Source organism: Cupriavidus sp. 01L45 (genome assembly GCF_056399885.1).
This window is the reverse complement of the sequence record NZ_JBFTSG010000017.1, coordinates 25,712-42,893: the sequence shown is the minus strand read 5'-3', so window position 1 is coordinate 42,893 and position 17,182 is coordinate 25,712. Positions and strand designations below refer to the sequence as shown.

Sequence of the window (17,182 nt, the reverse complement as noted above, 5' to 3'; positions counted from 1 at the left end):
AGCCGCCATTTTTCATGCGGGGGCCTTCTGCTTCGGCTGCAAGGCGCCCGCGGCCTTGTTTTCCCCGCTTTCCAGGCGCCGGAAGCGCAGCTTTGCGCCACGCTCCCTGTGCTTCTCGAAGGTCAGTTTCAAGTGCTCGCGCCGCCGCGTGTGCGAGTGGCCCAAGGTGCCATCCGCGTACGGCAGCTTGGCCACCACGGCGCCTGCGGTCTGGCGTGCCAGCAGCACGTCCAGTGCTTGCCGCGCGCGCACCTGGGCGTGCAGCATCGCGTCGGAGGGATTGGCGCGGGCGCGCGCCTGGTCGTAAGGCAGCATGACCGGGCCGGCCAGTTGGCGCAGTGCCGCGCGGATGTGCGGGCTGTCCAGCCCGGCCTCATGGAGGATCCAGGCAGCGTCGTGGCGCAGCCATGGCTCGGGGTCGCGGAGCTTGCGCAGCAGGGCAAGCGAGATATCGGTCTGCAGGTAGCCGTGCGCGCGCCTTACCGCGTTGAGCGCGATGCGCCTGACATGGGAATTATCGTGATCGAACAGGTCCGCCACCACGCGCTCGACCATGCCTGGCTTTTCCAGTTGCTCCGCCAGTTGGCCCGCCAGGGCGATTTCCTCGACGGCGCTGACCCGGTCTTGCGGGTTCAGCCGGTTCAGCTTGAACACGAGCATGCGGTAACGAAGCTGCATAACACTCTCTGAAGTCGCTGCGAACAAGTGCCGGGCAACGATTGCGGGCGGCACAGTCATGATGCGGCGCGAAGCACGCCAGCGGCGGGGGCAGGCCGCCCGGCACGCGCGGGAAGGGGGCGGCGAGCCGGGGCGCAGCTTCGGACTAGTGAGATATCGGCAATACGTTGAAGAAATTTAGGAGTATTCGCACCTGTTTCTGCAGGCGATCCCTGTGGGTTACTCCCGCGCCTCCCGCCGTATCGAGCGCGACAGCAGGATCACCGGCAGCAGGCCCACCGCCACGATCACCAGCGACGCCGTGGCGGCTTCGGCAAGGCGCTCGTCGGATGCCAGATTGTAGGCCTGTACCGCGAGCGTATCGAAATTGAACGGCCGCATCACAAAGGTGGCGGGCAACTCCTTCATGACATCGACGAAGACGATCAGCGCCGCGGTCAGCAGGCTGCCACGTAGCATCGGCAGGTGCACGCGCCGCAACGTGGCGCCGGGGCCGTGGCCCAGGCTGCGCGATGCCGCATCCATGCCTGGCGTGATCTTGACCAGGCCAGCGTTGACGGTTTGCAGGGCCACGCCCAGGAAGCGGACCAGGTAGGCATAGACCAGCGCGGCAATGCCGCCGGTCAGCAAGAGCCCGGCCGACCATCCCAGATGCTGTTGCAGCCAGGACGAAACGGCATTGTCCAGCCGCGCCACCGGCACCAGCACGCCCACCGCCACCACCGAGCCGGGCAGGGCATAGCCCATGCCGCACACCCGCGTGAGCGCGCGCAACAGCCAGCCCCGGCCGGCGGCAATGCCACGTCCCGCATAGCCGATCAACAGCGCGGCCAGCACGGCTACCAGCGCGGTGACGCTGGCCAGCAGGAAGCTGTTGCGCACCAGCCCTATAAAGCGCGGCCCGAACTTCGCATCGCCCTCGGCCAGCGCCATCTTGCACAGCATCAGCGCCGGGATGGCAAAACCCAGTAGCACGGGCAGCACGCACACCAGCAGCGCCAGCGCGGCCCGCCAGCCATGCAGCCGGTAGGCCGGAGCGCGGCGCTGGCCGCCGTGCACGCGGGCACGGCCGCGGCTGATGCGTTCGGCCAGCAGGATGCCGATCACGAACACCAGCATGAAGGCGGACAACTGGGCCGCTGCGTTCTTGTCGCCCAGCGAGAACCACGCGCGGTAGATGCCGGTGGAAAAGGTCGGGATGCCGAAGTAGGCCACGGTGCCGAAATCGGCCAGCGTTTCCATCAGCGCGAGCGCGGTGCCGGCGACGATGCCGGGGCGCGCGAGCGGCAGCATGATGCGCCATACGCTGCCCCAGGTGCCATAGCCAAGCAGACGCGCCGCCTCCAGCGTGTTCAGGGTTTGCTGCAGGAAGGCCGCGCGCGCGGTCAGGTAGACATAGGGATAGAGCACCAGCGTGAACAGCGCGATGGCGCCGCCCAGCGAGCGGATATCCGGAAACCAGTACTCGCGCGCGCGCCAGCCGGTCAGCTCGCGCAGCCAGCTTTGCACCGGGCCCGCGAACTGCAGCGCATCGGTATAAGCGTAGGCGATGACATAGGCGGGCATCGCCAGCGGCAGCACGAGGGCCCATTCCAGCCATGCCCGTCCGGTAAAGCGGTAGGTGCTGACCAGCCAGGCGGTGGGTACGCCGAGCAGCAGCACGCCGGCACAGACCCCGGCCAGCAGCCACAAGGTATTGACCACGTACTCGGCCAGCACCGTGTCGGCGAGGTGCCGCCAGGTGTCGCCGCTGGGCGTGAGCAGGCTGCTGGCCACCTGCGCGATCGGCAGCGCGATCAGCAGTGCGGCCAGGCCGGCGACTAGGGCGAGGGGGTGCAGGCGGCTGGTAGGGCTGRGTCGAAGCAGGCTCATTCGGTGGCGGCTTGGATGACTGTGATGGTGCGTGGGAGGATGAGGCCCGCTGGCAGGCCCGGTCGGACGATCCCGGCAGGGACGCCCGGGGCCAGCGTGATTCGAGCATGGTGCTTCGATAGCCGGGCCCAGCATTCTAGCAATGCATGCAGGGCGGCCTGCATACATGCGCGGCACACAGATGGGCCCGCCCTCCATATAATGCTCGGCATGCCAAGCCACCCGCTTCCCAATTCGTCCGAGCAAGCACGAGCCGACACCGTGATCGTGGTTGATCGCATCCATCATGGATTCGGCGGGCATGCCGTCGTCAACGGCCTGTCCTTTACCCTGGCGCGCGGCAGTATCGCCTGCCTGCTCGGGCCCAGCGGCTGCGGCAAGACCACCGTGCTGCGCGCAATCGCAGGGTTCGAGCCGTTGCGCGAAGGGCGCATCCTGCTCCAGGGGACGGTGATGTCGTCGCCGGGTTTTGCCGTGGCGCCGGAGCACCGTCGCATCGGCATGGTGTTCCAGGACTACGCCTTGTTCCCGCACCTGAGCGTGGCCGACAACATCGCCTTCGGGCTGCATGCCATGCGCCGCGGCGAACGCGCCGCGCGGGTCGGGGAGATGCTGGCGCTGGTGGGGCTGGCCGGCTCCGGCGGCAAGTTTCCGCATGAGCTGTCGGGCGGCCAGCAGCAACGCGTGGCACTGGCGCGGGCGCTGGCGCCGCGTCCCGAATTGCTGCTGCTCGACGAGCCATTCTCCAATCTGGATATCGAACTGCGCGAACGCCTGAGCCTGGAGGTGCGCGACATTCTCAAGGCTCAGGGCACCACCGCCATCCTCGTCACGCACGACCAGCACGAGGCCTTCGCCATGGCTGACGAGATCGGCGTGATGCATGCCGGCGCGATCGAACAGTGGGACAGCGCGCACAACCTCTATCACCGGCCGGCCACGCGCGTGGTTGCGGACTTCATTGGCCAGGGCGTGCTGATGCCGGGCCGTCTCGCCAGTCCGCACGTGGTCACGCTTGAGCTGGGCACGCTGCAAAGCCGTGAGCCGCTTGGCGTGCCGCCCGCCACCACCGAGGTGGACGTGCTGATTCGCCCCGACGATATCGTGCATGACGACGCCAGCCCGTTGCAGGCCGAGATCCTGCACAAAGCCTTTCGCGGAGCCGATATCCTGTACACGCTGCGCCTGGCTGGCGGCGGGCAGGTGTTGTCGCTGGTGCCTTCGCACCACGATCATGCGCTCGGCGAGCGCATCGGCATCCGTGTGGAGGTGGAGGATGTCGTGGCGTTCCGGCGCGGCTGAGTGTACGCCGGCGGGCATTTGGCAGCTCGCTTGCCCTTCTTGTCGGTCCTTTTGGATACGACGGCTTCACTACCCCACGACCCCAGGACTTTCCACCATGTCTGCTTCCCTGAAGCGCGCGTCCCGGCCGCTGCGCCGTCAACTGCTGCGCGGCGGCGTGCTGCTCACCCTGCTTGCCTGTGGCGCCGGACAGGGCTGGGCGCAGCCCGCCGCCACCCCCACGGCGTGGCGCATGGCCACCGAATATCCGGCCAGCGCCATGCCGGGCGAAGGGCTGGCCACGTTCGCCGAAGAGGTGAAGACGCGCACGGCTGGCGCCATCGAGGTGATGCCCAGCTTCGATGCCAGCGCGGGCGTCAAGTCCGCGCAGATGCCCGCAGCGGTGAAAGAAGGGCGGCTGGAGGGCGGGGACGCCTTCGGTGGCGCGCTGGGCGCGGTCGATCCCCTGTTCCTGCTGTCTTCGCTGCCTTTCGTCGCGACCTCGGTGGAGTCCGCCCGGCGCCTGGCCGAACTGGCCCGCGCGGATTACGCACGGGCCTTCGAGGCGCAGGGGCAGCATCTGCTGTATGTCACGCCGTGGCCGCCGACCGGGTTGTGGTCGCGCAATCCGGTCGCTACGCTGGCCGACCTGCGCGCGCTGTCGGCACGCACCTACGACGAGACTTCCACCGAGGTCATGCACGCTGCCGGCGCGCAGGCCACCAGCCTGTCCTTTGCCGACGCCATGCCGCGCCTGAAAGACGGTTCGGTCAACGCGGTGCTGTCCTCGGGCGACGGCGGCGCGGGGCGCAAGTTATGGGATTACCTGCCCAACTTCACGGCCATTGGCTATGCCATGCCGCTGTCCTTTACCACGATCAACGCGGCCGCTTACGCGGCCCTGCCGGGCGCGTTGCGCGCCGCCGTGGATGCCGCCGCGCAGGCTACCGAGCAACGGCAGTGGACGCGCCTGGGTACCCGGCTGGAAGAGAACGCCGCGCGCATGCGCGCGAACGGCGTGACCATCCAGGCAAGCCCTGCCGCGGCCGTGCAGCAGGCACTGCGCGAGGCCGGCGCGGGGGCGGTAACCGCGTGGCGCGCGCGCGTGGGCAGCGCGCGGGCCGGCGTGCTGGATGCCTTCATGCGCAACGAGCGCGCCGCGCGCTAAAGCGCTCGCCCGAGCGGGCCGCCACGCGCGATGGTCTACACTGTCAGGTTCCGAGGCGCAGCGGTTCGCACCGTGCGCGCCTGCCCCGACATAAAGGCCTGAATACCGTGGCGGACACGCTGTTTTCCGAAGCTCCCGATCGTTCCCTACAACCCCTGGCCGAGCGCCTGCGCCCACGCAACATCGACGAGGTGATCGGCCAGCAACACCTGCTTGGCGTCGGCAAGCCGTTGCGGGTGGCGTTCGCATCCGGCGAGCCGCACTCCATGATCCTGTGGGGCCCGCCCGGTGTGGGCAAGACCACGCTGGCGCGGCTGATGGCCACGGCCTTCGATGCCGAGTTCATTGCGCTGTCGGCAGTGCTCTCGGGCGTCAAGGACATCCGCGAGGCGGTCGAGCGCGCCGAGCAATACCGCGCCCACGGCCGGCGCACGCTGGTCTTCGTGGACGAAGTCCACCGCTTCAACAAGAGCCAGCAGGATGCCTTCCTGCCGCACGTGGAAAGCGGGCTGTTCACCTTTATCGGCGCCACCACGGAGAACCCGTCCTTCGAGGTCAACGGCGCCTTGCTGTCGCGCGCCGCGGTGTATGTGCTCAAGAGCCTGGATGACGATGAGCTGACGCAGTTGGCGCGCCGCGCCGGCGAGGAACTGGGCGGCCTGCAGTGGGAGGACGAGGCGCTGCAGCTGACCGTGGCCTCCGCCGATGGCGACGGCCGCAAGCTGCTCAACAATATCGAGATCGTGGCGCGTGCCGCGCGCAGCGCCGGCGCGGCCATCATCGACAAGGCGCTGCTGGGCAGCGCCTTGTCGGAGAACCTGCGGCGCTTCGACAAGGGCGGCGACGCCTTCTACGACCAGATCAGCGCGCTGCATAAATCGGTGCGTGGCTCCGACCCGGACGCCACGCTGTACTGGTTCTGCCGCATGCTCGACGGCGGCGCCGATCCGCGCTACCTGGCGCGCCGCATCGTGCGCATGGCATGGGAAGACATCGGCCTGGCGGATCCGCGTGCCGCCCGCATCACGCTTGACGCGGCCGAGACCTACGAGCGGCTGGGCTCGCCCGAAGGCGAACTCGCGCTGGCGCAGGCGCTGATTTACCTCGCAGTCGCGCCCAAGTCCAACGCGGGCTACAACGCCTACAACGCCGCGCGCGCCTTCGTGGCGAAGGACAAGTCGCGCGGCGTGCCGGTCCACCTGCGCAACGCCCCGACCAAGCTGATGAAAGAGCTGGGCCACGGCCACGCCTACCGCTACGCGCACGACGAGCCGGAGGCCTATGCTGCCGGCGAGCATTACTTCCCCGATGACCTCAGGCGCCAGGGCTGGTACCAGCCCACCCCGCGCGGGCTGGAAGGCAAGATCGGCGACAAGCTGCGCCACCTGCGCGACCTCGATGCGCAGTGGCAGCGGCAGCAGGGCAAAGGCAAGGGCAGGGACGAAGGCGGCGAGGGCGGGGCGCAATAGCGCGCATCGACAGCGCCGGGCGGGCCGTCGTCGGGAACAGCGGCCGAAGCGCGTGCCTGTTCCCCGGCCGGTGGTTCGGCGCTTGCGCCGGCCAGTACAGTAAAATGGCGGGTCCGCCGGCATGCCGCTGGCCCATGCACCTCCCCTCATACGCAACATGCTAGACATCCAGCTGTTCCGCAAAGACATCGACGCCGTGGCGCAACGCCTTGCCACGCGCGGATTCCAACTCGACGTAGCGGCCTTCCAGGCACTCGAAGCCGAGCGCAAGCAACTGCAGACCCAGACCGAGGAACTGCAGGCGCGCCGCAACAGCCTCTCCAAGCAGATCGGCATGCTCAAGGGCAAGGGCGAAGACGCCTCGGCGGTGATGGCCGAAGTCGGCGGCATCGGCGATACCCTCAAGGCATCGGCCGCGCGCCTGGAAGAAATCCAGGCCCAGCTCTCCGAAATCCTGGAAGCCATCCCCAACCTGCCGCACGAGAGCGTGCCGGTGGGCCGCGACGAAACCCAGAACGTGGAAGTGCGCCGCGTCGGCACGCCGCGCAGCTTCGACTTCGAGGTCAAGGACCACGTCGACGTGGGCGAGCGGCTCGGACTGGATTTCGATACCGCGGCCAAGGTTACGGGCTCGCGCTTCTCCATGCTGCGTGGCGGCGTCGCGCGCATGCACCGCGCGCTGGTGCAGCTGATGCTCGATACCCACACGCTGGAGCACGGTTATACCGAGATGTACGTGCCGTACATCGTCAATGCCGCATCGATGCGCGGCACCGGCCAGTTGCCCAAGTTCGAGGAAGACCTGTTCAAGGTGCCGCGCAAGGTTGGCAGCGAAGAGGGCGAGCGCCTCGAGAACTTCTACCTGATCCCCACCGCCGAGGTGCCGCTGACGAATATCGTGCGCGACGCCATCGTGGCCGGCGACAAGCTGCCGCTGCGTTTCGTTGCCCACACGCCTTGCTTCCGCTCGGAAGCCGGTTCCTACGGCAGGGACACGCGCGGCATGATCCGCCAGCACCAGTTCGACAAGGTCGAACTCGTGCAGGTGGTGCAGCCCGAGCATTCATTCGATGCGCTGGAACAGCTCACGGGCCATGCGGAAGCCATCCTGAAGAAGCTGGACCTGCCGTTCCGCACCGTCGCGCTTTGCACGGGCGACATGGGCTTCGGCAGCACCAAGACCTATGACCTCGAAGTCTGGATCCCCGCGCAGGGCACGTACCGCGAGATCAGCTCCTGCTCGAACATGGGCGACTTCCAGGCGCGCCGCATGCAGGCCCGTTTCCGCGCGGGCCAGGGCAAGCCGGAGCTGCTGCACACGCTCAATGGCTCGGGCCTGGCCGTTGGCCGCACGCTGGTGGCGATCCTGGAGAACTACCAGAACGCCGATGGCTCGGTGACGGTACCGGCCGCATTGCAGCCGTATCTGGGCGGCCTGACGCGCCTGGGCCCCGAGGCATAAATTTTCGCCGCCGGGGGCTTGCGGTTGGAGCGGGATTTCCTCTATAATCTTGTTCTTCGCGACAAGCGACCCAGTTACCGGAGAGGTGGCAGAGTGGTCGAATGTACCTGACTCGAAATCAGGCGTAGGTGCGAGCCTACCGTGGGTTCGAATCCCACCCTCTCCGCCAGCAGTAAGCAAAGCCCCACGATTTTTCACGGAGTCGTGGGGCTTTTGCATTGGGGGTGCGGAATCGCGCTGCCCGCATCATGGCGCGAGCAGCCCAAGCGGTCTCGCGCAGTCAATGCACTATCATGACGCTGCTCCGATTCGAACAGCCGCTCATGACCCAGCCTTCTTTCCCGCCCTCCACTCAAGCCCAATCCGGCGCCGATTTGCCTTCCGGCTATCTGCCGGACATGCCTTATCGCCACTACAAAGGCGGCGCCTATGCCATCGTCGGCCTCGGCGTGATCGAGTCGGACATGTCGCAGGTGGTGGTGTACGAGTCGATGCGGGACCGCTCCCGGTTGTGGGTGCGTCCGCTGGATGTGTTCGCCGAAAACGTGGCTACGCCACAAGGCACGCAGCCGCGTTTCGCACTGGACTGGCCGGCGGCGCTGGGCTGCCTGGACTTCCTGCCGCGCGCGACGGTGTTGCAGGTGCTGGCTTGCTACGACGCGCCTTACCGGCACTACCATGATCGCCGGCATGTGCTGGAGATGTTTGAAGCCGCGCAGGCGCGCGGTGTGGCACTGACGCCCGCGCAAGCGCTGGCGGTGCTGTTTCACGACGCGGTCTACGTGCCGGGCTGCGAGCATAACGAAGCGGCCTCGGCCGCGCTGATCGAGACCATGGTCGTCGGCGTCGATGCCGCGGTGACATCGCTGGCCGCGCGCATCGTGATGGATACGTGCGGGCATCGCGCCTCGGTGCCCGAGTCGGAACTCGTGCTGGATCTCGATCTCTGCCGTCTGGCGGCGTCACCGGCGGACTTCGGTGCCTGGACCACCGCTGTGTTCGAGGAAAACCGTGCGCTGCTGGCTAATCGCACCGGCCTGGACGGCGATGCCCTGTTCGCGGCCTTCCTGCAGCGCAGGATYGCTTTCCTGCAAGGCCTGGCGCAGCGCGCGCAGCTCTTCCTCACGCCGGCGTTCGCCGATTGCGAAGCGCCGGCACGCGCCAATATCGCGCGCATGGCCGCGGGAGGCTGACCGATGCCTACCGCTTCCTGGCTCACGCCGGCGACCGCGCTGGGCGTAGTGGGCCTGCTAGCCTTGTTTGCGCTATTGCTGCTGTGCTTGGTGCGCGGCTTGTTGCTGGTCATCCGCCCGCTCGTGCGCCGGCTCGATGCCGCGCGCCTGCGTGGCCGCGATGCGCTGCACGCGCGTGCCGGCCGGCAGTGGCCGCGCGTGGTCCGCATGCTGGAGCGCGATATCGCCGAACTGCTCCTGCTGGCGCTGGGCGGGGTCTTGCTGCTGGCTTGCGCGGGCGCTTTATTGTGGCTGGGCGAGTCCATCGCCGAGGGTGCGCCGCTGGTGCAAGTGGATCAGGCCGTGTTCGCGCAACTGCGCGCGTGGCAGCAAGGGTGGCTCGATACGGCCATGGTTGTGCTGACCGAACTGGGTGGAGCGCGAGTTTCCGTGGCGGTGGGCGTGACCGTGTTTGGCTGGCTGGCGTGGCGCCGTGCCTGGGTGGCGGCGGCCTACTGGGTGGGGGCGCTGGTCGGTGCGCGCGCTTGCGTGATGGTGCTCAAACTGGCGCTCGAGCGCAGCCGTCCTGCCAGCATCTACGGCGGCCTGGAGTCCTTCTCCTTCCCCAGCGGGCACGCCACCAGCAGCATGGTGACCTATGGCTTCCTGGCTTTCCTGCTGTGCTTGCGCCAGCCGTGGCGCGCCCGGATCCCGGTGATTGCGCTGACCGCGGTGACGGTGGCGCTGATTTGCCTGTCGCGGCTCTACCTTGGCATGCACTGGCTGTCCGACGTGCTGGCCGGTTGCGCGCTCGGTTTTGCCTGGATCGTGCTGCTGGGTACCGCCTACGCGACCCTGCACGCGCCGGAGCGCCTTGCGCCGCTACGCCTGGGCGTGGCCGCTGCTGCGGCGGTGGTGGTGGTTGGCGCCTGGATCGTGGCGTTCCAGTTGCCCACCACGGTGGAGCGTTATCGCCGTGCGCTTACGGCTGGAACGGTTCCGCCGGTGGCAGCCGCGAGACCAGCAACTGATCGATCTTGTGATGGTCGATATCCACCACTTCAAAGCGGAAACCCGCGGCCTCGATGGATTCCGACTTCTTCGGGATGCGCTTGAGCGTGTAGATCACCAGCCCGGCGGCGGTATCGACGTAATCCTCGCCGGGCAGCTCGTCCAGCTCCAGCGCCTTCTTCAGGTCCACCAGCGGCGTGAGGCCGTCGACCAGCCATGAGCTTTCGTCGCGCCGCACGATCTGTTCGTCTTCGGTGGAGTAGATGATGTTGCCCATCAGCGCGCCGACGATATCGTCGAGCGCGACGATGCCGACCACCAGCCCGTACTCGTTCATCACCACGGCAAAGTTCTGGTGCATCTCGCGAAAGCGCGTGAGCGACTCGGTGAGCGTGAGCGTGTCCGGGATCACCAGCACGTTCTTGTCGTGGTGCTTGCCGATATTGCCGATGTTGCCGATCACGCCGGTGGAATCGTCGGCGAGGAACATCTGCAGGATGTCCTTCGAATCGATATAGCCCAGCACGTCGTCGAGGTTGTGCCCGCACACCGGGTATTGCGCGTGCGGGTAATTGACCAGCTTGCGGCGCAGGCTGTCGGCGGGTTCGTCCAGGCCGATGTAGACCACCTCGTCGCGCGGCGTCATCACGGCGGTGACGCTCTTGGCATCGAGCTCGAACACGTTCTCGATCAGGTGAATCTCGTGCTTGTGCAGCACGCCCGCTTCCGCCCCGGCGTCGACCATGGCGGCGATGTCTTCCGAAGTGATCTGGTCGATATGCTTGGTGGGCACGCCGAACAGGYGCAGCGTGGCGTCGGCGGCGCCGTTGAACACATAGACGAGCGGCTTGAAGATCTTGATCAGGGTCAGCATCGGGTCGATCACCACCAGCGCGCACGCTTCGGGGTACGTCATGGCGATGCGCTTGGGGATCAGGTCGGCGAACTGGATGAAGAGCAGGGTGACGATCAGGAAGGAGCCGACATTGGCGATGCGCTGCGTCGCGACGGCGTCCAGGTAGGGCAGCAGCGCGGCCTGCACCAGGTCGGAGACATGCTTCTCGCCGACGATACCCGCCAGGATGGCCACGCTGTTGACGCCGATCTGCACGATGGTGAAGAAGTTGCCCGGCTCCTCCTTGAGCAGCATGATCTTGGTGGCACGGCGGTCGCCACGCTCGGACAGGGTCTGCAGCTTGGTGCGGCGCGAAGCGGTCAGCGCGATCTCGGATATCGAGAAGAAGGCGCTTACCAGGATGAGGAGAAGCAGGGTCAGGGCGAACATAGGTTTGGGAAAGCACCGTTCAGGCGCTTTGATGATGGTGCACGGCGCACGGTACTGTCAAATTCCTCAGCTTCCATAGAGGACGGCAAAAGGGCTCATTTAGGGGCGTGCTCGAAACTGACCGCCGGCGCCTCCAGCCGCTGCGGCAGCGCAGCAGCCACCTCCCGCGCCGCGGCGGCAAACTGCTCGCGCATATCGTCGGCCAGGCTGGAGCTGCCGCGGTGGCTGGCGCGCAGCAACTGGATCTCGAACGACAGGGCGGGCTTTACCTCGTGCAGCGAGACGCGCTCGGGGTTTGCGCCCAGCGCGGTGTACTGGTCGAGCAAGGTTAGGCCGAGGCCGGCATCGACCAGGGCCAGTGCCAGCGAGTAAGTCTGGACTTCCAGCGTGGAGCGCGGCTCAAGCGCGTTGCGTGCCAGCGTCTGGCGCACCAGCAGGCCGAGCGAACTGTTGTCGTCGTAGGCGATGAAGGGGCGTTCCACCAGCCGGTGCATCGGCACGTCGGCCCGGCGCCCGCGCGACGATAGCGGCTCGCCCCGAGGCACCGCCAGCAGCATCTGCCCGCCGGCCACCGGCTCGCTGGAGATGGCCTCGTGGCGCGGCGGCGAGAAGGCAAAACCCAGGTCGATCTGGTTGGCCAGCAGCCCCTGCACGATCTCGTCGGTGTGGTGGGTCAGCACCTGAACCTGGGTCTCGGGATGGCGCGCGCAGAAAGCGCGTACGGCAGGCACCAGCAAGGGGCTGGCCAGGCTCGGCGTGGCCGCCACACGCAGGCGGCCGGCACCTTTGTGGCGCAGGCTTTCGGAGACGCGCCGCACCCGCTCGATCTCGCCATAGAGCCGCTCGACATCACCGTAGAGCGCGGTGGCCTCCGGCGTGGCCTGCAGCCTGCCCTTGATCCGGTCGAACAGGCGAAATCCGAGCGTGGCCTCGGCATGCTGCAGCACGCGCGTGACGACAGGCTGCGAGACATGCAGCAGGCGGGCCGCCTCGCTGACGGTGCCGGTCAGCATGACCGCACGAAAGACCTCGATCTGGCGCAATCGCATCGGGTAACGGATGGTGCCTGGGGAGCACCTATAGCCTAAAGACATATTCTTGCACGTATTCGCATTGGGCAAGGCTGGCTGCTTGGTCTAACCTTCGTCGGATCGGATTGGACCGGGGCAGAGAGGCGGACGATGAAGGTTGTGATCGTGGGGGCGGGCGTGATCGGGATGAGCGCCGCGTGGCGGCTGGCAGGCGACGGGCATGAGGTGACCGTGCTGGAGCGGCACGGCGGCCCCGGCGAGGAAACCAGCTTCGCCAACGGCGGGCAGCTCAGCTACAGCTATGTCGCCCCCCTGGCAGGCCCGGGGGTGCTGGGCAAAGTGCCTGGCTGGCTGCTGCGTCCCGATTCGCCGATGCGCTTCCGGCCCTCGGGGGACCCCGCGCAGTGGCGCTGGCTGGCTGCGTTTGCCCGTGCCTGCAACGCCGCCACCAGTGAAGCCACCACGCGCAAGCTGCTGCGCCTTGCCTTTTACTCCCGCGACCTGATGCAGGCTTTCGTCGACAGCCAGCCGGCGGAGTTCGGCTTCGCCCGGCGCGGCAAGCTCATTGTGCATCGCGATAAAGACAGTTTCGAGGCAGCCTGCCGCCTGCTCGACTATCAGGCCAGCCTGGGCTGCGAGCAACAGGCGCTGGACGGCGATGCGTGCGTGGCGCTGGAGCCGGCGCTGGCCGGCATGCGCGGCGAGATCGCCGGCGCCATTCATACCCCGAGCGAGGAAGTGGCCGATTGCCATCGCTTTTGCCTGGCACTGGCACAGTTGCTGCGCGGCAGGCCTGGCGTGTCGCTGCGCTTCGGCGCCAGCGTGCTGGGCATCGAGTGCGAAGGCGACCGTGTGACCGGCGTGCGCACCGCGTCCGGCATCGAGCGCGCCGATGCGGTGGTGGTGGCCGGCGGCATCGGCAGCGTGGCGCTGCTCAAGCCGCTGGGCCTGCGGCCGCCCTTGTGGCCGCTCAAGGGCTACAGCATCACGGTGCCGATCGCGGATGGCGCCAGCGCGCCGCATATCAGCATCACCGACTTTGCGCGCAAGATCGTCTATGCCCGCATCGGCAATACCTTGCGCGTGGCCGGCATGGCCGATCTGGTGCGGGCGGACACCGTCATCGACCGCGCGCGGATCGCCACGCTGGCCGGCGAGACGCGCGCACTGTTTGGCGACATCGCGCCGCGCATGGAACCTGGGCAGTTGCAGCCATGGGCCGGCCTGCGTCCGGCTACGCCGAGCGGCCTGCCGATGGTGGGGCCTTCGCGCCTGCGCGGCTTGTGGCTTGATATCGGCCACGGCGCGCTCGGCTTCACGCTGGCCATGGGCAGCGCGGGTTTGCTGGCCGATGGCCTGGCAGGGCGCAAGCCGGTCATCGAAGCCGGGGATTTCGCCGCGACGCTGGCCTGAGCCCTAGCGCCGGCGTTGCAGTTTTGTTTGCGTCAAGGCGCAGAGACGTCACCACCTCAATACTTCACGAGCCGTCACCAACCCAAGGAGAAAGCGATATGCAATCCAACGTTCGTCCCCACCGATTCTCCCGCTGCCTGCTGGCTGCCGCCATGCTTGCGTGTGCCGCCGGCGCGGCCATCGCCGACGATGGCGAGACGCTGCGCAAGATCAAGGATACCGGCGTGATCTCGCTGGGCTATCGCGAGTCGTCGATCCCGTTCTCCTATACCAATGGCAAGGACGTGATGGGCTACTCGCACGAAATCCTGCTGCAGATCGTCGACAAGGTGAAAACGCAACTGCAGATGCCCAACCTGCAGGTCAAGCTGGTCCCGATTACCTCTCAGAACCGCATTACGCTGGTGCAGAACGGCACCATCGACATCGAGTGCGGCACCACCACCAACAACCTCGAGCGTCAGAAGCAGGTGGCGTTTTCCAACAGCCTCTTCGTCTACGGCCTGCGCATGCTGACGAAGAAGGACTCGGGCGTGAAGGACTTCCCGGACCTGAAGGACCGCAACGTGGTGACCACGGCGGGCACCACCGACGAACGCCTGCTGGTGAAGATGAACGGCGAGAAGGGCATGAACATGAACCTGATCAGCGCCAAGGATCACGGCCAGTCCTTCCTGATCCTGGAGACCGGCCGCGCGGTGGCCTTCGTGATGGACGAGCCGCTGCTGTACGGTGAGCTGACCAAGGCCAAGAACCACGGCGAGTGGACGGTGGTAGGCACGCCGCTGCAGACGGAGAACTACGCGTGCATGTTCCGCAAGGACGATCCGTCCTTCAAGAAGCTGGCCGATGGCGTAATCGCCGGGCTGATGACCAGCGGCCGCGCCGAGCAGCTCTACAAGAAATGGTTCCAGTCGCCGATCCCGCCGCGCGGCATCAATCTCAACTATCCGCTCTCGGCCGAGATGAAGGATCTTTACGCACAGCCTAACGACAAGGCGTTCCAGTAGGCCAGGCCGGCGCGGGCAGGGCGAATCGTTATTGCTGTGCAACGGGAAGTTGCGGTAGGCTCAATGCAGGTCTACGCTCCTGGTGGGCCAACCCTTGGCGGCGCGAATGCGGTTCGCGCCGCTTGTGCTGACTGGAGAACATATGCGATCGCTTCGTACTGGCTGCCTCGGGGCACTGCTCGCCGTTTCGCTGCTGGCAACGGGTGCCGCCGTGCAGGCCGCCGACCTGCTCGACACCGTGAAGCAGGCCGGCGTGCTGAAGATTGGCCTGGAGGGTACCTATCCGCCGTTCAACTACCGCGGCGGCGGCAACCAGCTGGAGGGTTTCGACGTCGACGTGGCCAAGGGCGTGGCGGCCAAGCTCGGCGTCAAGCCGGAGTTCGTCACCACCGAGTGGAGCGGCATCATTGCCGGGCTACAGGCTGGCAAGTTCGATGTGATCGTCAATCAGGTCGCGGTCACACCGCAGCGCAAGCAGGTGCTGGATTTCTCCACGCCTTATGTCTATTCGGCAGCGCAGCTGATCCAGCGCAAAGACGACAAGCGCCAGTTCAAATCGCTCGATGACCTGAAGGGCAAGAAGCTCGGGGTGAGCCTGGGCAGCAACTACAACGAGCTGGCCAAGTCGGTGGCCGGCATCGACGTCAAGACCTATCCCGGCGCACCGGAGTACCTGCGCGACCTGGCGGCGGAACGCGTGGACGCCGCGCTCAACGACCGCCTGATGATCGGCTACCTGATCAAGACGTCGAGCCTGCCGCTGCGGCCCGGCGCGATCGTCGAAGGTGGCAATGCCGAGGTGGCGATCCCCTTCCGCAAGGACAATCCGAAGTTCAGGCAGGCCATCGACCGCGCGCTCGACGAGATGCGCAAGGACGGCAGCCTCGGCAAGCTCTCGGTGAAGTGGTTCGGCGCGGACGTGACCAGGCCGGCCAAGTAAGCGCGGGTTGCGCCTGCCGGGCGCGAGCCTGTCAACCGGGCGTTGTGACGTTGTGATGCTGCCATGGCCGCCCTCGTTGCCGTGGCCGGCATGCTCCAGGGCCTACCATGTCCGCTCTCCAGCTTGTCGCCGATTCGCTGCCCGTGCTGATGCAGGGCATGTTGCTCACCATCAAGTTTGCCCTGCTGTCGATGGTCTTCGGACTGGTGATCGGCACCGTGGTCGCCCTGATGGGCATCAGCCACCGGCGTGTGCTGATGGCCATCGCGCGGGTCTATGTCAGCATCATGCGCGGCACGCCGCTGCTGGTGCAGATCTTCGTGGTGTACTACGGGTTGCCCGGCATCGGCATTGCACTGGAGCCCACGCCGGCCGGCGTGCTCACGCTGAGCCTGAACGTGGGGGCTTATCTTTCCGAAAGCATGCGCGGCGCCATCCTTGGCATCCCGCGCGGCCAGTGGCTGGCGGCTTATAGCCTGGGGCTGACCCAGGGCCAGACGCTGCGCTACGTGGTAGGGCCGCAGGCGTTGCGGCTGGCGGTGCCAAGCCTGTCGAACAGCCTGATCAGCCTGATCAAGGACACCTCGCTGGTGTCGGTGATTACCGTGACCGAACTGCTGCGCACGGCGCAGGAGGTGATAGCGGCAACCTACCAGCCGCTGCCGCTTTATCTTGCGGTGGCTGCGATCTACTGGATGCTCAGTACGGCGTTGTCGCAGGTGCAGCGGCGGCTGGAGCGGCGGTTGTCGCTGCCGGGGAGGCATTAGGGGGTAGGGGGTAGGGGGAGGTGGTTTTTGATTTTGGCGGTGTTGGCGTTTGCACCCAATAGCCATACGACATCGCCCTGCGAGGTTGGTCGCTGTTTCTTTTTGCGGCGATGGTTGTTGCACCCAAGTGCGTACGACATCCCCCTGCGGGGGATGCCGGTCACTCTTCTTTGCTTCGGCAAAGAAGACTAACGAGAAGAAAGCCGACCCTGCCGGGGGCAGAGCAATCGCGGGTGCAAGGGACAGGAGATTCGTCGTACGGCTACAGTTCTGCTGGCATCTGCCGGTACCGGTTTGAGCGGCCACGAATCTGCCAATTTCCAGGATTCGTGGTGTGGCCCCCGGTAGCGGAATCCTTGCCCATTCGACCATCTACCGTTACCGGCGCGAACCACCACGACACATCGCCCGCCAATGGTTTCGTAGTGGGGCGGGCGCGGTGGTCAAGGTTTCGGGCTTTTCAAAGCGGTGCCACCGCGCCCACGACGGAACCGGTGCGCTTGCAACTTCGTGGCCGCCCACTTCGCGCGCGACAGACGGCTTGTAGCATGTGATGTCCGCTACCGGGGGCCCCACCGTGAATCCCGGAAGCTGGCAGATTCGTGGCCGCTCAAGCCGGTACC

At 66.7% G+C, this 17,182-nt stretch carries 13 protein-coding genes, 1 tRNA gene and 1 pseudogene; 11 read left to right on the top strand and 4 right to left on the bottom strand.

The window, feature by feature from the left end:
• Window positions 1-12: 12 nt before the first annotated feature.
• Together AC1DT6_RS13725 and AC1DT6_RS13720 are read right to left on the bottom strand one after the other, a co-directional pair.
• Window positions 13-678 (bottom strand): hypothetical protein, encoded by a 666-nt coding sequence (locus AC1DT6_RS13725; protein ID WP_441631096.1) that lies wholly within the window; start codon window positions 676-678, stop codon window positions 13-15.
• 219 nt (window positions 679-897) lie between these two features.
• The gene (locus AC1DT6_RS13720) at window positions 898-2,550 is read right to left on the bottom strand and encodes an ABC transporter permease (protein WP_477114730.1); all 1,653 of its coding nucleotides are present in this window, start codon (window positions 2,548-2,550) and stop codon (window positions 898-900) included.
• Between the two features lie 201 nt (window positions 2,551-2,751).
• Here AC1DT6_RS13720 and AC1DT6_RS13715 point away from each other — a divergent pair, with 201 nt between their 5' ends.
• The 7 genes and pseudogenes from AC1DT6_RS13715 to AC1DT6_RS13685 all read left to right on the top strand — a co-directional run.
• Window positions 2,752-3,852 carry an ABC transporter ATP-binding protein gene (locus AC1DT6_RS13715; RefSeq protein WP_477102632.1) on the top strand — a complete coding sequence of 367 codons (1,101 nt, stop codon included), beginning with the start codon at window positions 2,752-2,754 and terminating at the stop codon, window positions 3,850-3,852.
• A gap of 97 nt (window positions 3,853-3,949) precedes the next feature.
• Window positions 3,950-4,999 (top strand): TRAP transporter substrate-binding protein, encoded by a 1,050-nt coding sequence (locus AC1DT6_RS13710; RefSeq protein WP_477102631.1) that lies wholly within the window; start codon window positions 3,950-3,952, stop codon window positions 4,997-4,999.
• Window positions 5,000-5,106: 107 nt separating this feature from the next.
• Entirely contained in the window at window positions 5,107-6,468 is a 1,362-nt protein-coding gene (locus AC1DT6_RS13705) for a replication-associated recombination protein A (protein WP_441631088.1), read from the top strand.
• Window positions 6,469-6,625: 157 nt separating this feature from the next.
• Window positions 6,626-7,930, top strand: coding sequence for a serine--tRNA ligase (gene serS / locus AC1DT6_RS13700; protein ID WP_441631086.1), 1,305 nt, complete (start codon window positions 6,626-6,628; stop codon window positions 7,928-7,930).
• 79 nt (window positions 7,931-8,009) lie between these two features.
• Window positions 8,010-8,099: transfer RNA gene (locus tag AC1DT6_RS13695), tRNA-Ser, on the top strand.
• A 154-nt stretch (window positions 8,100-8,253) separates the two neighbouring features.
• Entirely contained in the window at window positions 8,254-9,123 is an 870-nt protein-coding gene (locus tag AC1DT6_RS13690; RefSeq protein ID WP_477102619.1) for a DUF1653 domain-containing protein, read from the top strand.
• A 3-nt stretch (window positions 9,124-9,126) separates the two neighbouring features.
• A pseudogene (locus tag AC1DT6_RS13685) lies at window positions 9,127-9,927 on the top strand (phosphatase PAP2 family protein); the annotation flags it as partial.
• A 157-nt stretch (window positions 9,928-10,084) separates the two neighbouring features.
• Here the strand turns inward: AC1DT6_RS13685 and paeA are convergent.
• On the bottom strand, window positions 10,085-11,398 hold the full coding sequence (paeA, locus tag AC1DT6_RS13680; RefSeq protein ID WP_477114729.1) for a polyamine export protein PaeA: 1,314 nt from the start codon (window positions 11,396-11,398) through the stop codon (window positions 10,085-10,087).
• A 95-nt stretch (window positions 11,399-11,493) separates the two neighbouring features.
• Window positions 11,494-12,447, bottom strand: a complete 954-nt coding sequence (locus AC1DT6_RS13675; protein ID WP_441631080.1) for a LysR family transcriptional regulator — start codon at window positions 12,445-12,447, stop codon at window positions 11,494-11,496.
• Between the two features lie 132 nt (window positions 12,448-12,579).
• On the opposite strand from AC1DT6_RS13675, the gene AC1DT6_RS13670 reads away from it, so the two are divergent.
• From AC1DT6_RS13670 to AC1DT6_RS13655, 4 genes are all read left to right on the top strand, one after another.
• Entirely contained in the window at window positions 12,580-13,842 is a 1,263-nt protein-coding gene (locus tag AC1DT6_RS13670; protein WP_441631078.1) for a D-amino acid dehydrogenase, read from the top strand.
• 98 nt (window positions 13,843-13,940) lie between these two features.
• Window positions 13,941-14,852, top strand: a complete 912-nt coding sequence (locus AC1DT6_RS13665) for a glutamate/aspartate ABC transporter substrate-binding protein (RefSeq protein WP_441631076.1) — start codon at window positions 13,941-13,943, stop codon at window positions 14,850-14,852.
• Between the two features lie 142 nt (window positions 14,853-14,994).
• Window positions 14,995-15,792 carry a transporter substrate-binding domain-containing protein gene (locus AC1DT6_RS13660; protein WP_441631074.1) on the top strand — a complete coding sequence of 266 codons (798 nt, stop codon included), beginning with the start codon at window positions 14,995-14,997 and terminating at the stop codon, window positions 15,790-15,792.
• Between the two features lie 107 nt (window positions 15,793-15,899).
• Window positions 15,900-16,559, top strand: coding sequence for an amino acid ABC transporter permease (locus AC1DT6_RS13655; protein WP_441631072.1), 660 nt, complete (start codon window positions 15,900-15,902; stop codon window positions 16,557-16,559).
• The last annotated feature ends 623 nt before the right edge of the window (window positions 16,560-17,182 follow it).